The organism is Curtobacterium sp. TC1 (assembly GCF_019844075.1).
In the GTDB taxonomy this organism is placed as follows: domain Bacteria; phylum Actinomycetota; class Actinomycetes; order Actinomycetales; family Microbacteriaceae; genus Curtobacterium.
This window is the reverse complement of sequence record NZ_CP081964.1, coordinates 1,447,483-1,468,803: the sequence shown is the minus strand read 5'-3', so window position 1 is coordinate 1,468,803 and position 21,321 is coordinate 1,447,483. Positions and strand designations below refer to the sequence as shown.

The 21,321-nt window shown below is 70.5% G+C and carries 25 protein-coding genes and 1 pseudogene; 14 read left to right on the top strand and 12 right to left on the bottom strand.

Annotated features, from left to right (window positions below):
- Nucleotides 1-5: 5 nt before the first annotated feature.
- From KZI27_RS08115 to KZI27_RS08105, 3 genes are read right to left on the bottom strand one after another with little or no spacing between them, the layout of a single operon-like run.
- On the bottom strand, nucleotides 6-665 hold the full coding sequence (locus tag KZI27_RS08115) for an HAD family hydrolase (RefSeq protein WP_222660471.1): 660 nt from the start codon (nucleotides 663-665) through the stop codon (nucleotides 6-8).
- Entirely contained in the window at nucleotides 662-1,303 is a 642-nt protein-coding gene (locus KZI27_RS08110; RefSeq protein ID WP_222660469.1) for an HAD-IA family hydrolase, read from the bottom strand. The genes KZI27_RS08115 and KZI27_RS08110 overlap by 4 nt, the downstream gene beginning before the upstream one ends.
- On the bottom strand, nucleotides 1,300-1,818 hold the full coding sequence (locus KZI27_RS08105) for a GNAT family N-acetyltransferase (RefSeq protein WP_222660467.1): 519 nt from the start codon (nucleotides 1,816-1,818) through the stop codon (nucleotides 1,300-1,302). Before KZI27_RS08105 ends, KZI27_RS08110 begins: the two co-directional genes overlap by 4 nt.
- Nucleotides 1,819-2,032: 214 nt before the next feature.
- Between KZI27_RS08105 and KZI27_RS08100 the strand changes: the two genes are divergently transcribed.
- The 4 genes from KZI27_RS08100 to KZI27_RS08085 all read left to right on the top strand — a co-directional run bounded on the left by KZI27_RS08100 (nucleotide 2,033) and on the right by KZI27_RS08085 (nucleotide 5,458).
- Entirely contained in the window at nucleotides 2,033-2,713 is a 681-nt protein-coding gene (locus tag KZI27_RS08100; protein WP_222659671.1) for a hypothetical protein, read from the top strand.
- Nucleotides 2,714-2,916: 203 nt separating this feature from the next.
- Entirely contained in the window at nucleotides 2,917-3,201 is a 285-nt protein-coding gene (locus KZI27_RS08095; protein WP_222660466.1) for a hypothetical protein, read from the top strand.
- Nucleotides 3,201-4,958, top strand: coding sequence for a WXG100 family type VII secretion target (locus KZI27_RS08090; RefSeq protein WP_222660464.1), 1,758 nt, complete (start codon nucleotides 3,201-3,203; stop codon nucleotides 4,956-4,958). The genes KZI27_RS08095 and KZI27_RS08090 overlap by 1 nt, the downstream gene beginning before the upstream one ends.
- Nucleotides 4,959-5,038: 80 nt before the next feature.
- Entirely contained in the window at nucleotides 5,039-5,458 is a 420-nt protein-coding gene (locus KZI27_RS08085) for a hypothetical protein (RefSeq protein ID WP_222660462.1), read from the top strand.
- Nucleotides 5,459-5,492: 34 nt separating this feature from the next.
- Here the strand turns inward: KZI27_RS08085 and KZI27_RS08080 are convergent, their stop codons facing one another.
- The gene (locus KZI27_RS08080) at nucleotides 5,493-6,125 is read right to left on the bottom strand and encodes a TetR/AcrR family transcriptional regulator (protein WP_222660460.1); all 633 of its coding nucleotides are present in this window, start codon (nucleotides 6,123-6,125) and stop codon (nucleotides 5,493-5,495) included.
- A gap of 48 nt (nucleotides 6,126-6,173) precedes the next feature.
- On the opposite strand from KZI27_RS08080, the gene KZI27_RS08075 reads away from it, so the two are divergent.
- Nucleotides 6,174-7,127 (top strand): zinc-binding dehydrogenase, encoded by a 954-nt coding sequence (locus KZI27_RS08075; RefSeq protein WP_222660458.1) that lies wholly within the window; start codon nucleotides 6,174-6,176, stop codon nucleotides 7,125-7,127.
- Between the two features lie 191 nt (nucleotides 7,128-7,318).
- Here KZI27_RS08075 and KZI27_RS08070 read toward each other — a convergent pair whose 3' ends face one another.
- Together KZI27_RS08070 and KZI27_RS08065 are read right to left on the bottom strand one after the other, a co-directional pair.
- Nucleotides 7,319-7,528 (bottom strand): cold-shock protein, encoded by a 210-nt coding sequence (locus KZI27_RS08070; protein ID WP_222661270.1) that lies wholly within the window; start codon nucleotides 7,526-7,528, stop codon nucleotides 7,319-7,321.
- Nucleotides 7,529-7,544: 16 nt separating this feature from the next.
- Entirely contained in the window at nucleotides 7,545-8,654 is a 1,110-nt protein-coding gene (locus KZI27_RS08065) for a fatty acid desaturase family protein (protein ID WP_222660457.1), read from the bottom strand.
- 133 nt (nucleotides 8,655-8,787) lie between these two features.
- Between KZI27_RS08065 and KZI27_RS20215 the strand changes: the two are divergent.
- Both KZI27_RS20215 and KZI27_RS08055 read left to right on the top strand, forming a co-directional pair.
- Nucleotides 8,788-8,925 (top strand): annotated as a pseudogene (locus KZI27_RS20215) (LacI family DNA-binding transcriptional regulator); the annotation flags it as partial.
- A 256-nt stretch (nucleotides 8,926-9,181) separates the two neighbouring features.
- Nucleotides 9,182-11,005 (top strand): BCCT family transporter, encoded by a 1,824-nt coding sequence (locus KZI27_RS08055; protein ID WP_410004026.1) that lies wholly within the window; start codon nucleotides 9,182-9,184, stop codon nucleotides 11,003-11,005.
- Nucleotides 11,006-11,016: 11 nt separating this feature from the next.
- On the opposite strand, the gene KZI27_RS08050 is transcribed toward KZI27_RS08055, so the two are convergent.
- The 3 genes from KZI27_RS08050 to KZI27_RS08040 form a co-directional block, all read right to left on the bottom strand.
- Entirely contained in the window at nucleotides 11,017-11,469 is a 453-nt protein-coding gene (locus KZI27_RS08050; protein WP_222660455.1) for a GNAT family N-acetyltransferase, read from the bottom strand.
- Between the two features lie 16 nt (nucleotides 11,470-11,485).
- A complete protein-coding gene (locus tag KZI27_RS08045; protein ID WP_222660453.1) occupies nucleotides 11,486-11,917 on the bottom strand; it encodes a bleomycin resistance protein in 432 nt (143 codons plus the stop codon).
- Between the two features lie 220 nt (nucleotides 11,918-12,137).
- Nucleotides 12,138-13,004 (bottom strand): SMP-30/gluconolactonase/LRE family protein, encoded by an 867-nt coding sequence (locus KZI27_RS08040; protein ID WP_222660451.1) that lies wholly within the window; start codon nucleotides 13,002-13,004, stop codon nucleotides 12,138-12,140.
- 70 nt (nucleotides 13,005-13,074) lie between these two features.
- On the opposite strand from KZI27_RS08040, the gene KZI27_RS08035 reads away from it, so the two are divergent.
- Together KZI27_RS08035 and KZI27_RS08030 are read left to right on the top strand one after the other, a co-directional pair.
- Nucleotides 13,075-13,467 (top strand): VOC family protein, encoded by a 393-nt coding sequence (locus KZI27_RS08035; RefSeq protein WP_222660449.1) that lies wholly within the window; start codon nucleotides 13,075-13,077, stop codon nucleotides 13,465-13,467.
- 59 nt (nucleotides 13,468-13,526) lie between these two features.
- A complete protein-coding gene (locus KZI27_RS08030; RefSeq protein WP_222660448.1) occupies nucleotides 13,527-14,558 on the top strand; it encodes an LLM class flavin-dependent oxidoreductase in 1,032 nt (343 codons plus the stop codon).
- Between the two features lie 88 nt (nucleotides 14,559-14,646).
- Here the strand turns inward: KZI27_RS08030 and KZI27_RS08025 are convergent, their stop codons facing one another.
- The gene (locus KZI27_RS08025; RefSeq protein ID WP_222660446.1) at nucleotides 14,647-15,861 is read right to left on the bottom strand and encodes a hypothetical protein; all 1,215 of its coding nucleotides are present in this window, start codon (nucleotides 15,859-15,861) and stop codon (nucleotides 14,647-14,649) included.
- Complete coding sequence (locus tag KZI27_RS08020) at nucleotides 15,858-16,694, bottom strand: HAD-IIB family hydrolase (RefSeq protein ID WP_222660444.1); 837 nt, start codon at nucleotides 16,692-16,694, stop codon at nucleotides 15,858-15,860. Before KZI27_RS08020 ends, KZI27_RS08025 begins: the two co-directional genes overlap by 4 nt.
- Nucleotides 16,695-16,829: 135 nt before the next feature.
- Here KZI27_RS08020 and KZI27_RS08015 point away from each other — a divergent pair, with 135 nt between their 5' ends.
- The 5 genes from KZI27_RS08015 to KZI27_RS07995 all read left to right on the top strand — a co-directional run bounded on the left by KZI27_RS08015 (nucleotide 16,830) and on the right by KZI27_RS07995 (nucleotide 20,191).
- The gene (locus KZI27_RS08015) at nucleotides 16,830-17,426 is read left to right on the top strand and encodes a TetR/AcrR family transcriptional regulator (protein ID WP_222660442.1); all 597 of its coding nucleotides are present in this window, start codon (nucleotides 16,830-16,832) and stop codon (nucleotides 17,424-17,426) included.
- A gap of 77 nt (nucleotides 17,427-17,503) precedes the next feature.
- Nucleotides 17,504-18,289: an SDR family oxidoreductase gene (locus tag KZI27_RS08010; protein WP_123313576.1), complete on the top strand. Its 786-nt coding sequence runs from the start codon at nucleotides 17,504-17,506 to the stop codon at nucleotides 18,287-18,289.
- A gap of 28 nt (nucleotides 18,290-18,317) precedes the next feature.
- A complete protein-coding gene (locus tag KZI27_RS08005) occupies nucleotides 18,318-19,085 on the top strand; it encodes an SDR family NAD(P)-dependent oxidoreductase (protein WP_222660441.1) in 768 nt (255 codons plus the stop codon).
- 127 nt (nucleotides 19,086-19,212) lie between these two features.
- On the top strand, nucleotides 19,213-19,710 hold the full coding sequence (locus KZI27_RS08000; RefSeq protein WP_222660439.1) for a hypothetical protein: 498 nt from the start codon (nucleotides 19,213-19,215) through the stop codon (nucleotides 19,708-19,710).
- 10 nt (nucleotides 19,711-19,720) lie between these two features.
- Nucleotides 19,721-20,191 (top strand): GNAT family N-acetyltransferase, encoded by a 471-nt coding sequence (locus tag KZI27_RS07995; protein WP_222660437.1) that lies wholly within the window; start codon nucleotides 19,721-19,723, stop codon nucleotides 20,189-20,191.
- Nucleotides 20,192-20,267: 76 nt separating this feature from the next.
- Here the strand turns inward: KZI27_RS07995 and KZI27_RS07990 are convergent, their stop codons facing one another.
- The gene (locus KZI27_RS07990) at nucleotides 20,268-21,296 is read right to left on the bottom strand and encodes an alpha/beta hydrolase (RefSeq protein WP_222660435.1); all 1,029 of its coding nucleotides are present in this window, start codon (nucleotides 21,294-21,296) and stop codon (nucleotides 20,268-20,270) included.
- Nucleotides 21,297-21,321: the final 25 nt, after the last annotated feature.

Here is a 21,321-nt window from a genome sequence, read left to right as displayed (position 1 = left end):
CCGGATCAGTCCAGACCGCGCAGCCACGTCTCGAGCCACGGCACGACGGCCGACAGGTCCGTCGTGTCGATCGCGGACGACGCTGCCGCCCGTGCTGCTCCGGTTGCGTTGAGTGCCAGTGCCGCCGGGACCACCTCGAAGAGCGGGATGTCCGACCGGCTGTCCCCGATCGCACAGCACCGCTCGATCGGCACGCCACGAGTCAGCGCGTACCGAAGCGCAGCGTCTCGTTTGTCGAACTCGTCGAAGTGCTCCGCCACCGTCCCGTCGTGGGTCCCGCCCGTGACCCCCACCCGCGGTCCGCCGTTGGCGACGAACCCGAACTTTCGCGCGAGCGACGCCGTGACCGGCTGCCACGCGAGCGACGCGAGCACGGGTGCGACCCGGTGCGAGCGGCACCAGGCCACCACGAGCTCCACGCCGTCAAGGACCGGGAGGTCCTCGAGCCATCGGTTGACGGCCGTCGTCGATGCACCGCGCCAGCCTGCGGCGTCGATCTCGCTCACCTGTCGGTTCGTGAGGGTGCCGTCGGCGTACTGCCGCTCGGCCTCGTCCAACGCCTCCCGATGGCCGAGACGCGCCGCGAGGTGACTGCTGCTCGAACCGGTCGACACGAGGGTCCCGTCGACGTCGAAGAAGACGATGCCGCGGACCGGTTCCGTCACGGCTCCCGATCCTCCGGCATCGCGGCGCGGATCGCCGCGATCGTGTCCGCGGTCTCGACGTGCAGGTGCGCCCGGATCCCCATCGCGCGGGCAGCCTCGATGTTCTCCGGTACGTCGTCGACGAACAGGACATCGGCGGGTGCGGCGTCGAGCCGGTCGAGCACGATCCGGAACGCCTCGGGTTCCGGCTTCGTGACCCCGATCTCGTGGCTGTAGGAGATCGGGTCGAACACCGCCGAGAACCCGAACCGTCGCTCTTCCTCCTCGCGCGCGCCGTCACCCGAGTTGGACAGGATGGCGAGTCCGACCTGCCCGCGCAGACCGGCGAGGAAGTCGAAGAGCGGCTGGTTCAACGTGCCGCAGTACGCGTCCCAGAAGTCGGCTCGCATCGACGCGAGCACCTCGGCCGAGGCTCCGAGTGCCGCGCCGATCTTTCCCCAGTACTCGTCGTCGACCCCGGACCGCCGCGCGGCATCGGGCAGGTCGGCGTTCGACAACCGCTCGGAGAACTCCTCATCCGTCAGACCGAACGCTCCAGCCCACCTCGTGCGGAACTGCCCGGGCCACGCTGCGTCGTCGACCTGCTCGAGCACCCCGCCGACGTCGAGCAGCAGCCACCGCACCCCACCGCCCGTCATGCGGACGCCCCGTCGAGCCGACGGATCATCTCGAGCTCCCGTTCGTCGGGCGCGAGCAGGTACGGCTCCGTCGCCCCGGTCCGCTCGTACCCGCGCCGCGCGTAGAAGGCCTGGGCCCGCAGGTTGCGCTCGTGCACGTGGAGTCGGAGCGTGTCGCCGTGGCCGGACGCCCACGACTCGATCCCGTCCAGCAGGGCATCGGTCACCCCAGCCGCTCGGCCGCGGTGCGACGGCGCCACGTACACGCCGACCAGCAACGGGCCGGTCACGGCGTCGGGGATGAACGACCCCATCGCACCGACCCAGCGGCCGTCGGCATCGATCGCCACGAGTGCGGTGCCGCCCGTGTCCTGACCGCGCCGGCCCCGTGCACGCCACTCCGCCTCGTCGAGCTGCTCGGCATCGGCCAGGTGCTCCGCGTAGGCCATCGGGGTGTCCCGGAGCATCTCCAGGCGGAGCGCTCGGACGGCTTCCCAGTCGGCTTCGGTCGTCGGTCGGATCGTGATCCCCTGCATGGACCGAGCCTAGGACAGCGGTCGGTCGGCCAAACTCGTCCGAACTGGTTCCAATCGGCTTCGGGCAGGGCGCCGAATCACCTGCACAGACCGGGAACCACCCGGAGCGCTCACCAGCCGCACACTGCTGGTTCTCCACCCTGCACCAGGGTGTGTTCGGCGCGCACACAGCAGCCGCGCCGAGCGCGACACCTCAGCAAAGGAATCGATCACCATGCGCAAGAGCCTGAAGACCTCCATCACCCTCGCCACGACCGGCGCCCTCGTCCTCGGCGGTGCCGCGTTCGGCATCTCCTCCGCCCAGGCCGCCACCCCCTCGATCCACACCGTGTCGTCGTCGTCGTCGAAGATCCCCGCACCGGTCGCATCGGTCCCCGAGGTCCTGGGCGGCTCCACCGCCGTGAAGCTCGACTCCGGCTTCACCGACGCCCTCACCGCCCTGAAGCTCACCCCCGGCGTCTCCGGAGATGCGACCCTCGCCGACGGGTCCGTGTCGTTCCCGATCACCGCCGGATCGGTCACGTACTGGTCGCCGGACGGCAACTACCGCCCCTACGTGCAGGGCATGCTCAACCACGACGACTCCGGCCTCACGCTGAAGGCCGGCGACACCACCGTCACGCTCGAGAACTTCGTCGTGAACCCGGGCTCCTCCAAGCTCTACGGTGACGTCCTGGTCAACGGCAAGGTCGCCGCGTCCAACGCGTACCTGTTCGAGCTCTGGGGCGGTTCGCTCAAGCCCCTCCAGCTCGAGGGCGACAACGCCATCCTCACCGGCACCACCGTCCACGTCTCCGAGGACGCCGCCGGCCTGCTGAACAAGACCTTCGGCACCGACGCCGTCAAGCGCGGCCTCCTCGTCGGCACCGCCACCATCACCGCACAGATCAAGTAACACCCCACGTACTCCGGCTGTGCATGGCAGACCGGAACGGCCAACGCCCCGTCGCACGCGACGGGGCGTTGCTCGTGTACGGAGGATCCTCGTGGAGCTGGTCGCACCGACGAGCGACGATCCCCTCCGCCGGCTGCAGGCCGGGCGGACCGCCCCGCGCTCACTTGCTATCGTGGAGGACAGGGGAACGGGGAGGCGCTTCCATGGGGGATCTGCAGGTCGACACGTCGGCGCTGGACGCCTTGACGCACGCCCTCACGCCGGTGCCCGAGGCCGTCCGCTTGGATCGATCATTCAGTGATCCGCGTGAAGACGCCCTCGGGTCGGCGGACGTGGCTGGCGCCCTCGGTGACGCGGGCTCGACCGTGACGGACCGCGCCGAGGTACTCGCACAGTCCCTCACCGCGATCGGTCAGTACCCCTTCCAGGTCGCGACGCAGATCTCGGCGACCGAAGACGACCTCGCCGGACAGGCCGGTGGTCGCTGATGACGTGGACCACGACCGACCCGGGCGCCGGCGACACCGCCGCCGTCGCGGCACTGGCGACGGCACGACGCACCAGGGCCGACGAGCTCCGCGACGTCGAACGGACGCTGCGTGGTGTCGCGGGTGACGGTCAGAGCGCCGATTGGAAGGGTCGCGCCAAGGAGCCGTTCATGGCGAACATCGGCGACTTCACCGCCGACACGATGACGCTCCGCACCGCGCTCGACGAGCAGGCAGCAGCGCTCGAGCAGTACGCCAGCGACCTGCAGGCCGTGCAACAGGAGCAGCAGCGGCTCGAGACGGCCCGCGCATCGGCGGCCGAGGCACTGGCGACGGCACAGTCGGCCCTCGACACGGCCCGTTCCGAATCGCGCGCAGCCGCATCCGACGACAGCGCGACGGCCGAGTCGCGAGATGCGCTCCGGTCGGCGGCAAACCAGCACGAGGACTCGGTCTCCGCCGCGGTCACCACCAGCCGTGCGCTCGACCTCGAGTGGGACGCCCTCGTCGAGCAGCGTCGCACCGCGGACCGGAAGTGCTCCGACGCCCTGAGCGGCCGTGTCGCCAACGGACTCCCGCGCACCCTCTCGCAGTCGTCGATCGCCGGTGCCACTCCCCTGACCCTGCTCGCCCTGCTGCAGGGCATGACCGCCGACGAGGCCGCGGCCTTCCTCGAGAAGCACCCTGAGGTGGCCGAGGCAATCGAGCAGGCTGATCCCGGTGCCGTCCGCGCGTGGTGGCAGTCCCTCGGCACCGGCGACGACTCGGTCCTCTCCCCTGAGCAACTGGCGCTCGTCGGTTCGATCCCGAGCGTGCTCGGAGCGCTGAACGGCGTCCCGCCGGCTGCTCGTGTCGCCGCCAACCGGAACCTCGCCGGCGACCGGCTCTCGACGGTGCAGTCGCGGCTCCAAGCCCTCCGCATCGCGCAGGGTCTGTCGAAGTCGCTCACCGGTCGGACGGACAAGAAGACCCAGGACGAGATCGACAGCCTGGCGCTCGAGGAGAAGTACCTCCTGCGCGTCGTGGCTGAGCCGCCGAAGACCCAGCTGTACCTCTACGACCCCGCCGAGAAGCGCATCATCGAGATGATCGGGACACCCTCGCCGGACACGAAGCACGTGATCACCTACGTGCCGGGCACGTTCAGCGCGATGGAGTCCTTCTACGGTCAGGATGTCCAGCAGGTTGGCAAGTGGCTCCACGATCAGTCGCCCGACGACACCGTGGTCTTCGTCGCGAAGGACGGCGTGTTCCCCGGCGAGGAGACCGCAGGCCCAGCTGGCATCGATGAGGCCAACCAGCCGGACTTCGCGCTCGGCCCCGCCGAACGGCTCCGGCAGCTCGCCGCGGGACTCGACGTGGACCCGGACCTCGCGAACGCCCGGACCACCGCGATCGGGCACAGCTGGGGTGTGGCGAACATCACCACGTCCGAGACCCTCGGCACGCAGTACAACCAGGTCGTCTCGCTGTCCGGAGCCGGGATGCCCGAGACCTGGAAGCCGAACCAGCTGACGACCTACGCCGACTACTCGTACGTCGACATCCTCCAGGTCGCCCAAGCGACGCGACATGTGTGGGACGGCAACAACCCGCGGTGGAACCCGGCGTTCTCACACGACCAGTACTACGGTCCCGCGCCCGGAGACGTGAACCCGTACGATTTCGGGAACCTGATGGCACAGCACAACCGCGTCGCGCGCGTCCAGGGCAATCGTGCCGTGCTCGACCAACTCTCCGAGGAGATCTTCGATTGACCAAACTATCCAGGACGGTCATCGCAAGCCTCGTGACGTCCCTGACCCTGTCACTCACCGCGTGCGCTGGAGGACCGTCGATGACCGAGACACCCGATTCGAGCACATCGCCCTCGATCACTCGCGCTGCTGCTGAGGAGCAGACGACGTCGATCCTGGACCGTGTCATCGCTACCCTCCCCGACGGCGCGGTCGCGAGCCGTCGAACGATCGACTGGACCTTGCTCGCGTGCTCGGACACCGAAGTCTCGGCTGCCGGCGGCGCATGGCTGACGCTCGCACGGGACGTGGACGCGGACGCCGCGTACGACGCGATGATCGCGGCTGTCCGCGACGACGGCTACACCGCGACCACGGACACGACCGGCAAGGGGGCGAAACGCTTGACGATCACCGGTGCCGACGACGACCAGTTCCTCGTCACGATCTACAACGACACGCAGAAGGTCCGGATCTCGTCGTTCTCGCAGTGCTTCCCGGGGTCCCTCACCGACGGCTGAGCAGGGCCGTCCCGAGGGCGGCCCCCAGACCCGGTCAGACCGCGGCGCGGAGCACAGTCCCCACGACCCGTGCGGGCTCGGGCAGCGGCTCGTTCGTCGCCGATGCTCGGAAGGAGTCGAGTGCAAGCGCAGCGAACCGCCGCGCGGCGCCGAGCCGCTCGGCCTGGTCGTCTCCCCGGAGCCCCCGCGCCGCGAACAGCACGAGGAGCACGTCGTCGACGACGAAGTCCGGTCGCAGCCGTCCCGCGGCCTTCGCTCGCAGCGACAGGGCTGCGATCGCGTGCAGGAGCTCAGCGCGGTGCCGGGCGAGCCGGCCGGACACCTGCCCAGCGGCGACGAGCGCATCGACGAAGCCCTGGTTGCGGGCGTTCAACTCGACGGTGCGCTCGACGACGGAGCGCAGGCCCAGCCAGGGGTCGGGGTGCGCGGCGCCCTCGAGGACGATGCTCCGACACAGCTCGAGCTCGTCCTCGAACGCGGCGTCGACCAGGTCCTGCCGGGTCGGGAATCGTCGGTACAGCGTCGCCGGGCCGACCCCCGCGTGCCGAGCGATCTCACGCATCGTCACGCCGAGACCGCGCGAACCGAACAGGTCGCGCGCAGCCTGCAGCACGCGGTCGCGGTTCTCCTGCGCATCGGCCCGCAGGTGAGGCGTCTCAGCGTCCATCCCTCCCACTTTACCCAAGCGGACGCCCCCGTCCGTTAGCGTCCGGACATGCTTGCTGTCACCATTCGGTCATTCGGTTCGCCGGACGGCCTCGTCTCCACCGACCTCCCCGAACCCGTCGCCGCTCCCGGCCAGGTCCTCATCGACGTCGAGGCGATCGGCGTCGGTGGCGTCGACGCCGTCATCCGACGCGGCACCATCGGCCGCCCGGGTATCGAGCCCGGGTACGTCCCCGGCAGCGAGGTCGCCGGGACCGTCGCCGCGGTCGGCGACGAGCAGGACACCGCGTGGCTCGGCCGACGCGTGTGGGCGTTCACCGGGGTCGGTGGTGCCTACGCCGAACGGGTGGTTGCACGGATAGCCGACCTGACCGCGCTCGGTGACCTCGGCGCGGTCGAGGCCGTCGCCCTCGGCTCGGCGGCGCCGGTCGCGCGGTTCGCCCTGGAGCATGCACACCTGTCGGCCGGCGAACGGGTCCTGGTCCGCGGTGCCGCCGGCAGCATCGGGATCGCCGCGGTCGAGCTCGCCGTGCTGGCCGGAGCCGGGGCCGTCGCGGTGACGACCGGCTCGGCGGAGCGCGGCGAGCGACTGCGCGGACTCGGCGCGACGCACGTGCTCGATCGGCAGGGCGCGGGAGACGGACCGGAGTCCTACGACGTCGTCATCGACATCGTCGGCGGTCCCACGATGCCCGACTTCATCGACCGCCTGGCTCCCAACGGCCGACTCGTGATCGTCGGTGCTGTCGCCGGGATGCCCCCGGCGGACTTCGGAGCGCACCTCCTGCGCGCGTTCCAGCAGTCGCGGTCCGTCGCGACGTTCAGCCTCGACTCGGTACCGCGCGACGTGCTGGCCACGGCCCGCGCGGAGCTGTTCCGTGCGGCCGCCACAGGCGAGCTCACGCCGGTCGTCGACGACGTGCTGCCGCTCGCCGAGGCAGCGGAGGCGCACCATCGCATGGACGCGGGCCGGGTGTTCGGACGGATCGTCCTGACGCCCTGAACCTCGAACCAGGCCGGAAGCCGTTCCGCGCAGAGCAGGTCATTCCGCGCCCACCTGGCCGAATCGGGCGTACCTGGCCGTTTCTTTCGATCAGGGACGCCCGATTCCGCATACCAGCGCAGTGGCGATGGGAAAGAAACGACGGGAGGCACGGTGCCAGCTGGCACCGTGCCTCCCGTCCGTCGTCCGCGTCAGCGGATGATCGAGATGTTGTCCGCCTGCGGGCCCTTCTTGCCGGGGCCCACGTCGTACTGCACGTGGTCGTTCTCCTCGAGCGACCGGTGGCCGGTCGTCGCGATGATGCTGGAGAAGTGGGCGAACAGGTCCTCGGACCCGTCGTCGGGGTGGATGAATCCGTACCCCTTGGCGTGGTCGAACCACTTCACGGTGCCGGTCGGCATGGTCGACAACACGGCGTCAGTGGATGCGCAGTTGCGCGACCATCGGGCAGGCGAACGGGTCGCGGGCAGCGAGCCCGACCCGGTTCAGGTACCGGACGACGATGCCGTACGAGCGCAGCAGGGTGGTCTCGGTGTAGGGCACGTCGAGCGTGTCGCAGTGGTCGCGGACGAGCAGGCGGGCCTGCTTCAGCGCCGGGCGCGGCATCGACGGGAACAGGTGGTGCTCGACCTGGTAGTTCAGGCCGCCCATCAGGAACGAGACCCACCAGCCGCCGCGGATGTTGCGCGACGTGCGGACCTGGCGCGAGAAGAAGTCGACCTTGGCGTCGTGCGCGATGGTCGGCATGCCCTTGTGGTTCGGGGCGAACGAGGCGCCCATCATCACGCCGAACACAGCGAGCTGCACGCCGAGGAACGCGCAGGCCATGCCGAACGGCAGGAACCAGAACACGACCGTCAGGTAGATGCCGAAGCGGGCGACGAGCAGGGCGGCTTCGAGCCAGCGGTGCTTCACGTCGGCCTTGGTGCCGTTGCCCGTGACGATGCTCTGCACCGCGTACCGGTGCAGGTTGAGGCCCTCGAGCGTCAGCAGCGGGAAGAACAGCCAGCCCTGGAACCGCATGAAGGTGGTCATGAGCGGCCCCTTGACCGCGGCGGCGTCCTCCGGCAGGAACCGGATGCCGTCGGGAGCGATGTCGGGGTCCTTGCCGACCGTGTTCGGGTTGCCGTGGTGGCGGGTGTGCTTGTTCATCCACCACGAGTAGCTGAGGCCGACCAGGAACGTGCCGAGCCAGCGGCCGGCGTGGTCGTTCCACTTCTGCGAGGCGAAGACCTGGCGGTGCGCGGCCTCGTGCGACAGGAACGCGAACTGCGTGAAGATCACGCCGAGCGCGCCGGCGACGATCAGCTGGAACCAGGAGTCGCCCAGGAACGCGAACGCGACCCATGCGAGGGCGAAGGTGACGATGAGTGTGGAGAACAGCGACCAGTAGAACCCGGTGCGGCGGCGGAGGAGTCCGTTCTCCTTCACCTGCGCGAGCAGAGCGGAGTAGGTCGAGGTGCCCTTGGGGCTTCCTGTTCCTGGACGAGTGCGTGTGTAGCCCGGAGCGAGCGGAGTGGTGGTCAAGAGGACCGACCTTCCGGTACGGACCGGCCCTTCAGCCGGTTCGAGAGAGTTCACGCGATTGCGCTTGTCGCGACCCTAAGGCCTCAACTTGCGTTTCCACCTGGCAATCCGCCCGCTGCGCTCCGGTGACCGGATGGGCACGGTCACGCTGCAGGACGTCGCCGCGCACGCGGGCGTCTCGATGAAGACCGTGTCCAACGTCGTGCGTGGCCACCAGCACGTCAGCCCGCCGATGTGCGACCGGGTGCAGGCCGCGATCGACGAGCTGGGGTACCGCCCGAACGTCTCCGGACGGTCGCTCGCCACCGGCCGGTCGAACATGCTCGCGTTCGCGTTCCCCGACCTGCGGCGGCCGTACTTCGCCGAGCTCGCGTACATGCGACCAGCAGACGGACGGGAGGCGCGGGTCGACCCCGCCCCGTGCCTCCCGTCCGGCACTCGTCAGCGCGACCGCCGCGCGCACCGTGCGCACGCCGCCATCCGGTGCGACACGCCTGAGCGAACGCACAGAGCCGCCGCCAGGCACCATGGAACGCATGCCAAGCACCACCTCTGCTCCCCCGTCCGGCCCAGGAACGACGACCTCGGAGGTCCGGCGGTGGGTGTTCTGGCCCGCCGCCGTCCTCGTGCTCGGGTTCGTGGCGTTCACGCTGGTCTCGCCGTCGAGTGCCGAGGCGATGTTCGTCGGCCTGCAGGACGGCATCGTCCGGAACTTCAGCTGGTACTACGTCCTCATCGCGGCCTTCTTCGTCGGCTTCTCGGTGTTCGTCGGCTTCAGCAGGTTCGGCGACATCAAGCTCGGCAAGGACCGGGACGAGCCCGAGTTCTCGACGGGTTCGTGGTTCTCGCTCCTCTTCGCGGCAGGCATGGGCATCGGCCTCGTGTTCTACGGCGTCTCGGAACCCCTCAGCCACTTCGCCTCACCGCGCCCCGGCGTCACCGGCACCGAGAGCGAACTCGCGCAGCAGGCCCTCACCCAGACGTTCCTCCACTGGGGACTCCACGCCTGGGCCATCTACGTGGTGCTCGGCCTCGCACTCGCGTACGCCATCCACCGCCGCGGCCGTCCGGTCTCGATCCGCTGGGCCCTCGAACCACTGCTCGGCAACCGCGTACGCGGCGGCTGGGGCAACCTCATCGACGTGCTCGCCCTCGTCGGCACCGTCTTCGGCGTCGCGACGTCGCTCGGCCTCGGCGTGATCCAGATCGGCGCCGGGCTCGAGAACGCGGGGATCGCCGACAGCGGCATCGTCAGCCAGATCTTCATCATCGCCGCGATCACCGCCGTCACCATCGTCTCGCTCGTGACCGGGGTGGCGAAGGGCATGAAGATCCTGTCGAACTTCAACCTGCTGCTCGCCGCAGCGCTGCTGCTGTTCGTGCTCATCGTCGGCCCGACCCAGTTCCTGCTCCGTGACTTCGTGCAGTCGATCGGTTCGTACCTGCAGAACGTCGTCGGTCTGTCGTTCAACGTCACCGCACAGCAGGGCGCCGAGGGCGAGGCCTGGCAGGGCGCGTGGACCACGTTCTACTGGGGCTGGTGGATGTCGTGGGCACCGTTCGTCGGCGTCTTCATCGCGCGCATCTCGAAGGGCCGCACCGTCCGCCAGTTCGTCTTCGGTGTCCTGCTCGTGCCGACCGTGCTCACGTTCCTGTGGTTCGCCGTCCTCGGTGGCGCCGCGATCCACCGCGAGACCGACGGTTCCGGCGGCCTGGTCGGCGCGGACGGTTCGGTCGACGTCGAGGGTTCCCTCTTCACCCTGCTCGGCGATCTGCCCGCCGGCACCGTCCTGGTGTTCGGCGCGATCCTGCTCATCGGCGTGTTCTTCGTGACCTCGTCGGACTCCGGCGCCCTGGTCATGGCGATGATCGCGTCCGGCGGCGACATCGAGCCGAAGAACTGGCTTCGGGTGTTCTTCGCGTTCGTCTCGGCCCTGCTCGCGGTCGCCCTGCTGCTGAGCGGTGGCCTCGATGCCCTGAAGACCGCGGCGATCACCACGGCACTGCCCTTCAGCGTCGTTCTGCTGCTCACCTGCTGGTCGACGATCATCGCCTTCACCCGTGAGCGGCGGGCGTACGACAAGGCCGAACGCGAGGTCCTGCTCGAACACGTCGGCGCGTACTACGGGCTCGAGGTCGACGGGCCGTCGGAGCGCGCACCGCGATCCGCGTTCGGTCGGCCGTGGGCCGCCGTCAAGAAGCGGGTGCGCGGCGGGTCGGGACCCTCTGGTGCCGCCGTCCTGGACGACGTCCCGGTCCGACCGCAGTCAGTCTCACCCGACCCGGCGGTCGACGCGAGTCTCGACGACGAGCCGGCTGCGGAGAGCGCACGGCGCCCCACGGAGGGATGACGGACGGAGCCTCAGAGGTGCTTCTCCATGCAGTAGCTCGTCGGGTCGTCGGTGTACGGCGCGAAGCGCGGGACCTGGCGGTACCCGAGCTTCTCGTACAGGGCGATCGCCGCGACCTGCGGCAGGCCGGTCTCCAGTTGCAGCGTCGAGATGCCCACGTCACGTGCATGGGCTTCGAGCGCCTGGAGCAGGGCTCGGCCGACCCCGAGTCCTCGGGCGTCGTCGGTGACGAACATCCGCTTGACCTCGCCGGATCCGTCGCGCCGATCGACGATCGCCGCCGTGCCGACGGCCACGTCGTGCTCGCGGGCGACGAACAGCGAGACCCCGTCGGCTTCCAGGGCGTCGACGTCGAGGCCGTGGTAGTTCTCGGCCGGGTACAACGCCAGGGCGAAGGCATCCCCCTGGCGGAGCAGGCTGCGGACGTCGTCGCTCCGAGGGCTCTCGATCTGGATGGAAGGCACAGCCGATCCTACGAGCTCAGTCGGCCGCTGGGCGCCGTCCCGCCGAGGACTGGAACCGCACCAGGTACCCGTCCGGGTCCTGCACGAGGAACTGGTCGACGCCCGCCTGCTCGGTCCCGACGTCGTACCACTTCGTCTCGGGCTGCATGAAGAGCTCCGTACCGGCACGGAGCAGCGACTCGGACAGCGCACGGCTGTCGGGCACGGTGACCTGGAAGTTCACGCCCCGGCCGAGCGGTCGATCGAGCGGACCGGTGATCCAGTTCCGGCCGACCCCGGCCTGTTCGAGCATGAGGTGGGCGGTGCCGAGGGCGACGTACGCGAAGCGCTCCTCGGGCCGGGCGTAGCGGACCTCGAAGCCGCACAGGCCGCACCAGAACGCGAGGCTCCGGTCCAGGTCGGCAACGAGGAGCTCGGGGACGAGGGTGGGCTCGGGGGTCTCGGTCACAGCACCATCGTGACATCGGAGCGCTGCGGTACCTGCTCGACGGGCCTCAGGTGCCGGGACAGGAACACGACGATGCGGCATCGTGCGAGGACTCGTCGACCACATCGACGCCTGGAGCACCGCGCCGAGGTTCCATGACATGCCGCGTGTACGTCGCCGAGGTTCCACTGGCAGGCTCCGCGGCGCGTGAGATGCCGGGATTTCGGAACCTCGAGCGCGGTCACCAACCCGGCACGGCGACCCGCACCGCGCTGATCCGACCGGCGCGCGTCTGCGCCGTGGTCGCCGGGTCGTAGCTGTCGGCGGTCGCCAGGTAGAGGGTGCGACCGTCCTCGCCGCCGAGCGCACAGTCGATCGCGCACTCGCCTGGTGCATCGATGCGGTCCGTCACCTCGCCGCCCTCGAGGACCCGCAGGAACTCCCCCGTGTCGACCGAGCAGACCCAGATCGCGCCGTCACGGTCGACGGTGCTGCCGTCCGGGGTCACGCCGCCGGGCAGGGCTGCCCACTCGCGCCGCCCGGTCAGCGAACCGTCGTCCTCGATGTCGAACGCGGTGAGCAGGCCGCCCCACGTCTCGCTGACCACCAGGGTGCGGGTGCCGGGCAGGATGTAGGCGCTGTTCGGGAACACCAGGCCCTCGGCGGCGAGCCGGACGGAGCCGTCGGGGTCGATCACGTAGAGCGGGCCGGGGCGCAGCTCCTCGCCCGCGTACAGGTCGTACCCGAAGGCACCGATGTAGGTCCGGCCGGTGTGGGCGTCGACGACCAGGTCGTTCACGAGGGAGGACTCGACGGCGGACAGGTCGGCGAACACCGAGGTGCTGGCGTCCGGCTCGACGGCGACGACCGTGCGGGACTCCATCGAGCTGACGATGAGCCGCCCGTCGGCGAGCCACCCGAGTCCCGACGACTGCCCGTCGACGGTGGCCTCGAGCCGGGGGCCGTCGGTCGAGGCAGGGTCGACCGAGAACACCTGACCGGTGTGCATGTCGGAGTACCAGAGCCGCCCGTCGTGCCAGCGGTTGCCCTCCGGGAACCGGATGCCGGAGATGACGATGTCGGTCGCGGAGTCGAGGGTGATGTGCACGGATCCAGCCTGCCAGCGCACCCGGAGAGCCGCCCGGACGGATGCGGAGACGTCGGCCTAGGGTCGTCCCATGCCGGGTCAGCGACTCATCCACCACCTGGGCGTCTTCGCCAGCGACTTCGCCGCGAGCGACGCGTTCTACACCGCCGCCCTCGCGCCGCTCGGCATCGGAGCGGGCTACCGCACGGACTCCGTCGCCGAGTTCTGGCAGCACGGGGACGACACCCCGAGCGTCTCGCTCGAGACCGCCCGGGCACCCGAGGCGGTGACACGCGGGCTCCACCTGGCGTTCGAGGCCGGGTCACGGAGCGAGGTCGACGCGTTCCACCGCGAGGCCGTCGCCGCCGGCGGGGTGTCACGACACGAGCCGCGGTACTGGGCCGAGTACCGCGCGTACACGGCTTTCGTTTCCGACCCGGACGGCAACAACGTCGAGGCGCTGATCAAGGAGCCACGGCCCTGACCAGCAAGACCGGGGTCTGAGCGACGCACCGGGCACGACGCATCTGGCACGATCGACCCATGCCCCTCGACGGAACTCCCCTGCACCGGCTCGGCTTCCTGACGATCGGGTCGTTCGACCCCGCCCGACCGGCCGAAGGCCACGAGGACACGCTCCGCGTCATCGAGCGTGCGGAGGCGCTCGGCTTCGACAGTGCGTGGCTGCGCCACCGGCACCTGCAGCACGGCATCTCCTCCCCCGTCGCGGTGATGGCCGCCGCGTCGCAGCGGACCTCGCGGATCGACCTCGGCACCGCCGTCACGCCGATCGGGGCGGAGAACCCGTTCCGCCTGGCGGAGGACCTCGGCACCGTCGACGTGCTCCTCGGCGGACGGCTGAACCCCGGCTTCTCGGTCGGCACCCCGATGAACTTCGACCTGTACCGCGACGCGATCTACCCCGACACCCTCGAGCACGAGGACCTGGGCAACGACCGCCTCCTGCGCTTCCGCGACCTGGTCCGCGGCGACCACGTGACCGGAACCGACACCGTCGAACGTCGGGGCATCGAGGAGTTCGCGAGCACCGTCCAACCACACGGTGACGGCCTGGCCGACCGCATCTGGTACGGCACCGGCAGCACGAAGTCGGCGGTCTGGGCTGGCGAGAACGGCTTCCACCTGCTGACGTCGAGCGTCACCCGCAGCGAGAACGGCACGGACTTCGCCACCAACCAGCGGGCCCAGATCGACGCCTACCTCGACGTCCACCCCGACCCCGACTCCGCCCGTGTCTCGCAGGGGCTGGTCGTCATCCCGACGGACACCGCGACCAAGGAGCAGGAGGCCCGCTACCGCGCCTACGTCGAGAGCCGCTCGGGGCGTGTGGGTGTGCCGATGGGACCCGCGGGGATGCTCTTCGCCGCCGACCTGGTGGGCACGTCGGCCGAGATCGCGGACCGGTTGCGTGCCGACGCCGGCTACCAGGCGGTCACCGAGGTCGCCTTCGCACTGCCGTTCTCGTTCGAGCCGGACGACTACGCGCAGATCACCACGGACATCGCCGAGCACCTGGGTCCGCAACTCGGCTGGTCGCCGGAACCGGCGGCCTGAGAACGGCGCCAGACCGCCGGACGGGAGGCACGGGGCCAGCTCCCGCCGTGCCTCCCGTCCGCTCTGTGGTCGCGCCCAGGGCGCGTGATCAGTCCTGCTGGTCGGCCTCGACCGCATCCCGCAACCGGTCGAGCACGTCCGGCACCGCCGAGCGCACCCGGCTCCAGCTCGGGATGAACGGCTTGTCGTCCGGGCGCGCGGTGAACGCGCCACCGGCGTCGAGGATCGCCTTGGTGAAGAGCTCGACGGCGGCTTCTTCCGCGTGCTGGTCGAACCCGAGGCCGCTCATCTCCGCCTCGTGCCGGTAGACCTCGACGATGTCGAGCGCGTTCCGGTAGTACGTCGCCTTGAGCACCCGGAACGAGTCCGAGGTGAGCGGCACGCCCATCGTCGCGAGCTTCCGCAGCAGCGACTGCACGATGTCGTTCCCCATTCGGGCGAGTCCGCCGGTGCCGTCGGACTCGGCGAGGGGTTGGTGCTTGTGGTCGTAGGCGTCGGCGATCTCCACCTGGCACACCTGCCGGGTCGCGTAGTCGCGGTAGACCTCGGACAGCATGCCGATCTCGAGGCCCCAGTCCCCCGGGATCTTCAACCCGTTCAGCACGTGCGCGCGCATCGCGAACTCGCCGGACAGCGGGTACCGGAAGCTGCTGAGGTACTCCAGGTACTCGGACTCGCCGTAGACCTGGCGGAGCGACCGGAGCAGCGGACCGACGAGCAGGCGTCCGACGCGCCCGTTGATCCGGCCGTCGGCGACACGGGCGTAGAAGCCCTTCGAGAACTCGTAGTCGAACGCCGGGTTCGCCACCGGGTAGAACAGCCGCGCGAGCATGCCCCGCTCGTACGTCGTGATGTCGCAGTCGTGCAGCGCGATGCACTCGGCGCGCTCCGACGCCAACGCGTAGCCCGTGCAGTACCAGACGTTCCGGCCCTTGCCCGGCTCGCCGGGAGCCAGCCCCTCGCGCTCCAGCTCGGCGTCGAGCTCCCGCAGCCGCGGCCCGTCGTTCCACAGGATGCGGTGCCGCTGCGGCAGCCGCGCGAAGAACTCCCGCGCGTGCTCGAACTGCGCACGGTCGGCGCGGTCCAGCCCGATCACGATCTCGCTGAGCCAGTCGGCCTCGGCCAGCTCGTCGACGATCCGTGCGAGCGCGGGACGTTCGAGCTCCGAGTACAGCGCCGGCAGGATCAGGCTCATCGGACGCTTCTCGGCGAACCCGCGCAGGTCGTCCTCGATGCTCGCGGTGCTGCGGCGGCCGAGATCGTGGAACGTCGTGATGACGCCGTTCTGGTGGAAGTCGCTCATCGGTGGCTCCTGACGGACGGGGTGGTGAACCGGGTGAGGCCCTCGGCCCAGCCCTGCGGGCCGGGGGCGGTCGTGCGGTGGACGCGCTCGGGGCGGTCGTCGGCGAGCGGCCCGGGTGCCGGGCCGTGGCCGCGCACGACGACCGCCAGGTCGACGGCGTCGAGCAGCGCGGTGTCGTTCGGGCCGTCGCCGAGCCCGATGGTGCGCGGGACGGTGCCGGTGCGGCGTGTGTGGTCGGCGACGAGCAGGCGGACCGCGGTGCCCTTGTCGCGTCCGGCCGGCAGGACGTGCCAGAAGCGGCCCCCGCGCACGAGCTCGAGGCCGGCCGCGGCGAGCGCCGTGCGGAACGTCTCGGCACGGTCGTCGTCCTCGGCGTGCCAGAACAGGACCTCGGAGGCTTCGCGCTGCCGGGCGGCCGCCGCCGCCACGACGTCGAGGCCGGTCCAGGCGGCGACGACCGCGTCGGTCTCGCCGCCGAACGTCGCGAAGTGCAGGTCCAGGTCCGCTCGGATGCGGTCGAGATCCGCACGGAGTCGCTCGAGATCGCCGGCCGCGGGGCCGACGCCGGAGCCGGCCGAAGGTCCGGCGATCACGTTGCCGTCTTCTCCGACGACGACCGCGCCGTTCTCCGCGACGAACGCCTGCCCGTCCAGACCGGTCCGCTGGTGCAGGGCGGTGATCTCGGCCCGGGTCTTGCTGCTGCAGAACACCACCGGCACGCCGTCCGCGCGCAGGCGCTCGAGCATCGGCAGGGCGGCGTCGAACGAGTAGTCGTGGTGGTCGAGGAACGTTCCGTCGAGGTCCGTGACGACCATCAGGTCGGGTGGTGGCATCGTGCTCCGCTCGCGGCTGGCTGGGCTGCGGGCGACGACGCCCCGGACCACCCTGCCATGCGCGGGAGTCCGGTTGGTGAACGGCGCATCCCGGCATTTTCCACGCACATGTCGGAAAAGTCGTAGGGTGGAGCCGTGCAGAGCAGCGCGCCCGTGCGGGCAACCGATCCCCGTCCAGCCCGGACCCGTGCCGCGATCGTCCGCGCCGTCGAGGGCCTCGCCGCCGACGCGTCGACGGAGATCACCGTCAACGCGATCGCCCGCGCTGCCGGGGTGAGCCGGAGCGCGTTCTACGCGCAGTTCGCGGACCTCGACGACCTCGCGGTCGCGATGCTGGTCGACGCCTTCCGGGACATCGGGCTCGACGACCTCCGGGCACGGGACGACCACGCTGCCGACCTCCGCACCCTGGCCGTCGCGGCGAACCGCCGGATGCTCGCGCACATCGGTTCGCGTTCCGCCTTCTACCGGGCGTCCCTGGACTGGCGGTTGTCCGGGCGGGTGCACGAGAGCGTGGTCGCCGCGTACGCGCAGCAGGTCCTCGCGACCATCCGACTCCTCGGCGTTCGCGTCCCCGGGACCGTCCACGCCGAGGACACCGCCCGGTTCATCGCCGGCGGTGCGATCGCGATGCTCACGGCGTGGCTGCGCGACGACGCTCCCGCCGAACAGGACGCGATGGCCGAACGACTGGTCGCCGTCATGCCCGAGTGGCTGGTCGGCAGCGACTGACCCCTGACTTCTCCGCTACCCGAGCGGAGCTCGCGCGCTCCCGCGCGCCGACGTCGACGATGACGAGAGGAACCACCATGAGCAGGACGTACGTGGTCACCGGAGCCGCTTCCGGTATCGGCAAGGCCACCGCAGAACGACTCGAAGCCGACGGGCACCGCGTGATCGGTGTCGACATCAAGGACGCGGACGTCGTCGCGGACCTCAGCACCGCCGAGGGCCGGACCGCGCTCGTGCACGAGGTCGAGCAGCGCTCCGGAGGCCGGGTCGACGGCGTGATCGCCGTCGCCGGGCTCGTCGCGGCGAGTCCCGTGACGGTCGGGGTGAACTACTTCGGCGCGACGGCCACGCTCGAAGGGCTCCGCCCGCTCCTCGCCGGCTCCGATGCACCGCGCGCCGTGGTCGTCGCGTCCCTCGCGGCCCTCGAGGAGGTCGACGAGGGCCTGTACGAGCGGCTCCTCGCGGACGACGAGCCGGGCGCACGGCAGGAGGCCGAGCGCATCGGCACCGCGACGAACGCCGCCGGGTCCAGCGCCATCTACTCGACCACCAAGAAGGCGATCGCGCAGTGGGTCCGCACCCACGCGAAGGACCCGGAGTGGGCCGGCGCCGGCATCGCACTGAACGCCATCGCTCCCGGCGTCATCGAGACGCCGATGACCGCCGCAGCGCTGGAGAGCGCCGAAGGCCGCGCCGCCCTCGACGCGGGAGCCCCGTCTCCCCTGAACGGTCCGGCCGCACCACCCGCAGCTCCGGCGGCGCTCCTTGCCTGGCTCGCCAGCGCCGAGAACACGCACGTCACCGGACAGATCGTCTTCATCGACGGCGGCGCCGAGAGCATCCGACGCCCCGAACGCATCTGACCCGCACCACGAGAGCAGGAGACACGACATGGCACGACTCGACGACAAGGTCGCGATCATCACCGGCGCAGCGAGCGGCATGGGCCTCGCCGGAGCCCAGCTGTTCGCCCGGGAGGGCGCGACCGTCATCATGACCGACGTCAGCGAAGCAGCACTGCAGCGGGAAGCGGCCACGATCCGCGACGAAGGAGGTCGGGCCACCGCGATCACGCTCGACGTCACGTCGCCGGAATCGTGGAACGGCGTCGTCGAACGGGTGGTCGCCGACCACGGACGCGTCGACGTGCTCGTCAACAACGCGGGCATCCACGTCGCGAAGGGCATCCTCGACGCCGAGCTCGACGACTGGAACACGGTCATGGCGGTGAACACCACCGGCGTGTGGCTCGGCATGAAGTCGGTCATCCCGCACATGCAGCGGCAGGGCGGCGGATCGATCGTCAACGTGTCGTCCATCGCCGCGATCGTCGGCGGCGTCTCCGATGCCGGCGGTGCCGCGTACTCGGCGTCGAAGGGCGCCGTGCGGTCCCTCACGAAGCACGCCGCACAGTGGTTCGCCGGGGACGGTGTCCGCGTCAACTCGATCCACCCCGGCTCCGTCTACACCGGCCTGGCCGCCGCTGCAGGCATGACGAAGGAGACGATGGCCGAGCAGCTCGGTGGCGAGGTGCCCCTGCCGCCGCACGTCGGCGAACCGACCGACATCGGCTACGGCATGGTCTACCTCGCCTCCGACGAGGCGAAGTACGTCACCGGCGAGGAACTCGTCATCGACGGCGGCTGGACCACCCACTAGCCGCGTCGACGCGCTCCTGCGCGCGTGGACCGGGCTCGAGACGCGACCCCGAGACGGACGGGAGGCGGGGTGCCAGCTGGCACCGTGCCTCCCGGCCCTCATCGCCCCGACAGTGGACACTGAAGACGTGAACGCACGAATCCCTGGCCGCGCCGGCGTCGGTGCCGCCGTCATCCTGACGGCGGCCCTGAGCGCTGCCGGTTGCAGCAACGCTCTCGGGAGCAAGGCGGCGGATCCGTCCGAAGCGAAGCAGTCGATCGTCAGCATCGTCGAGGAATCCGCCGACGCCGTCGGCGGTGACTGGACCGTGTACCGCGGCCCTGCCGCCGAGGTCTGCACCCGGTCGGGCGGTGGAGACGGCGCCCGCTTCGTGTACGTCCTGGAGCGCAGCGGCACCGACGGCACCGACGCGGCTGACATCCGTGCGGTCGAGGAGCTCTGGCAGGCGAAGGGCATCACGACGGAGCGGTTCGAGAGCGGCGGCTCGGACCCGCTCACCGGCATCCGGGGTGTCGGCGGCACGGTCACCTCGATCGGCTTCAACGCGTACCCGCAGCGGTACAGCATCACCGGGGTCTCGAAGTGCTCCGACGGGGACGTGCAGGACCTGCGGAGTGCGGCGTGAGGCGGGCATCATGATGATCCGGCACGCGACCGTCGACGACGCGGAGTCCATCGCCCACGTCCACACCACGTCCTGGCGTGAGACCTACGGCCGGTTCGTGGACGACCCGGCCACCAATCCGTGGTTCGACGTCGAGCGACGGATCACGATGTGGCGATCGAACCTGGAACACGAGACCTTCGCGACCCTGATCGCCGAGGACGAGAGCGGGATCATCGGCTTCGCCGCAGCACAGGTCGTGACCGAGCCCGATGCGGTCCGGCCGGAAGAGCTCACCATGCTCTACGTGCTGGCCCGCGCTCACGGGAGCGGTGCTGGCCAGGCACTCCTGGACGCCGTCCTCGGGGGCCGTCCGGCGTCGCTCTGGGTCGCGGCCGACAACCCGCGAGCGCACTCGTTCTACCGCCGGAACGGCTTCGCCGCCGACGGCGCGACGTCGAGCTTCGGCCCGATCGGGACGACCGTCCGGCTCGTCCGCTGATCGCCTGGTGACACCGGCAGGGACGGGAGGCGCGGTGCCAGACAGCACCGGGCCTCCCGTCCCGCTCGTGGGGCGTCTACCGAGACACGTCGTCCGCGGTCCCGTGCTGGAGCCCGGCTGCGCGTCCGATCGGCGAAGGATCGCCGAGCAGTCGTCGGGTCCAGTCCGCGAGGGCCGCGGTCGCGGTCCTCGAGATCGCGGCGTCGGGCATCATGCTCGTGAACCCGTGGAAGGCACCGGGCCAGACGTGGAGCTCCGCGTCGACCCCCGCTGCCCAGAGGCGGCTCGCGAAGGCGACGTCCTCGTCGCGGAAGACCTCGGCACTGCCGCAGTCGATGTAGGTACGCGGCAGCGCCGACAGGTCTGCAGCACGAGCCGGAGCGGCGTACTCCGAGACGTCAGGGGTGGCGCGGCGTGGTCCGAGGTATGCATCCCACGCGAAACGGTTCATCTGGCGGTCGGCGACCCCGACACCGTCGATCTGCTGGGTCGAGACGGTGTCGTCACGGTCGTCGAGCATGGGTGACACCAGGATCTGCGCCATCAGGTCGGGACCCCGCCGGTCACGGGCGAGCAGGGCCGTCCCCACGGCGAGTCCGCCGCCGGCGCTCTGCCCCGCGATGACGATCCGTGCCGGGTCGATGCCGAGCTCGTCGGCGTGGGCCGCCACCCAGACGAGACCGGCGTAGCAGTCCTCCACCGGGTACGGATCGGGGTACTCGGGTGCGAGGCGGTAGTCGACGCTGACGAGGACCACGTCGTGGTCGAGCAGCCAGTCGTCGAACGAGTCGAGGTTCCCGAGGTGGTGACCGAACACCATGCCCCCGCCGTGGATCGAGAAGACGGCCGCGGTCGTTCCGGTGCGCTCGACACGGTCGATGATCGCGAGGTCGATCGGGTCGCCGAGGTGCCCCGGAACGGTGACGCTCCGCCGCTGGTACCCGCGGGAACGCAGGCGCTCGTCGACGACTTCCTCGGGCACGTCGAGCTGTCGCATACGGGGCAGCATCTCTGCGGTGAGGGTGAACGGACCGCGGGCCTCGAGCGCCGTCAGGAAGGTCGCGAGTTCGGGGTCGAACGGCGGGCGGGCAATGGTGTCGGACACGGGCACACTCCTTCGATGAAGAAGT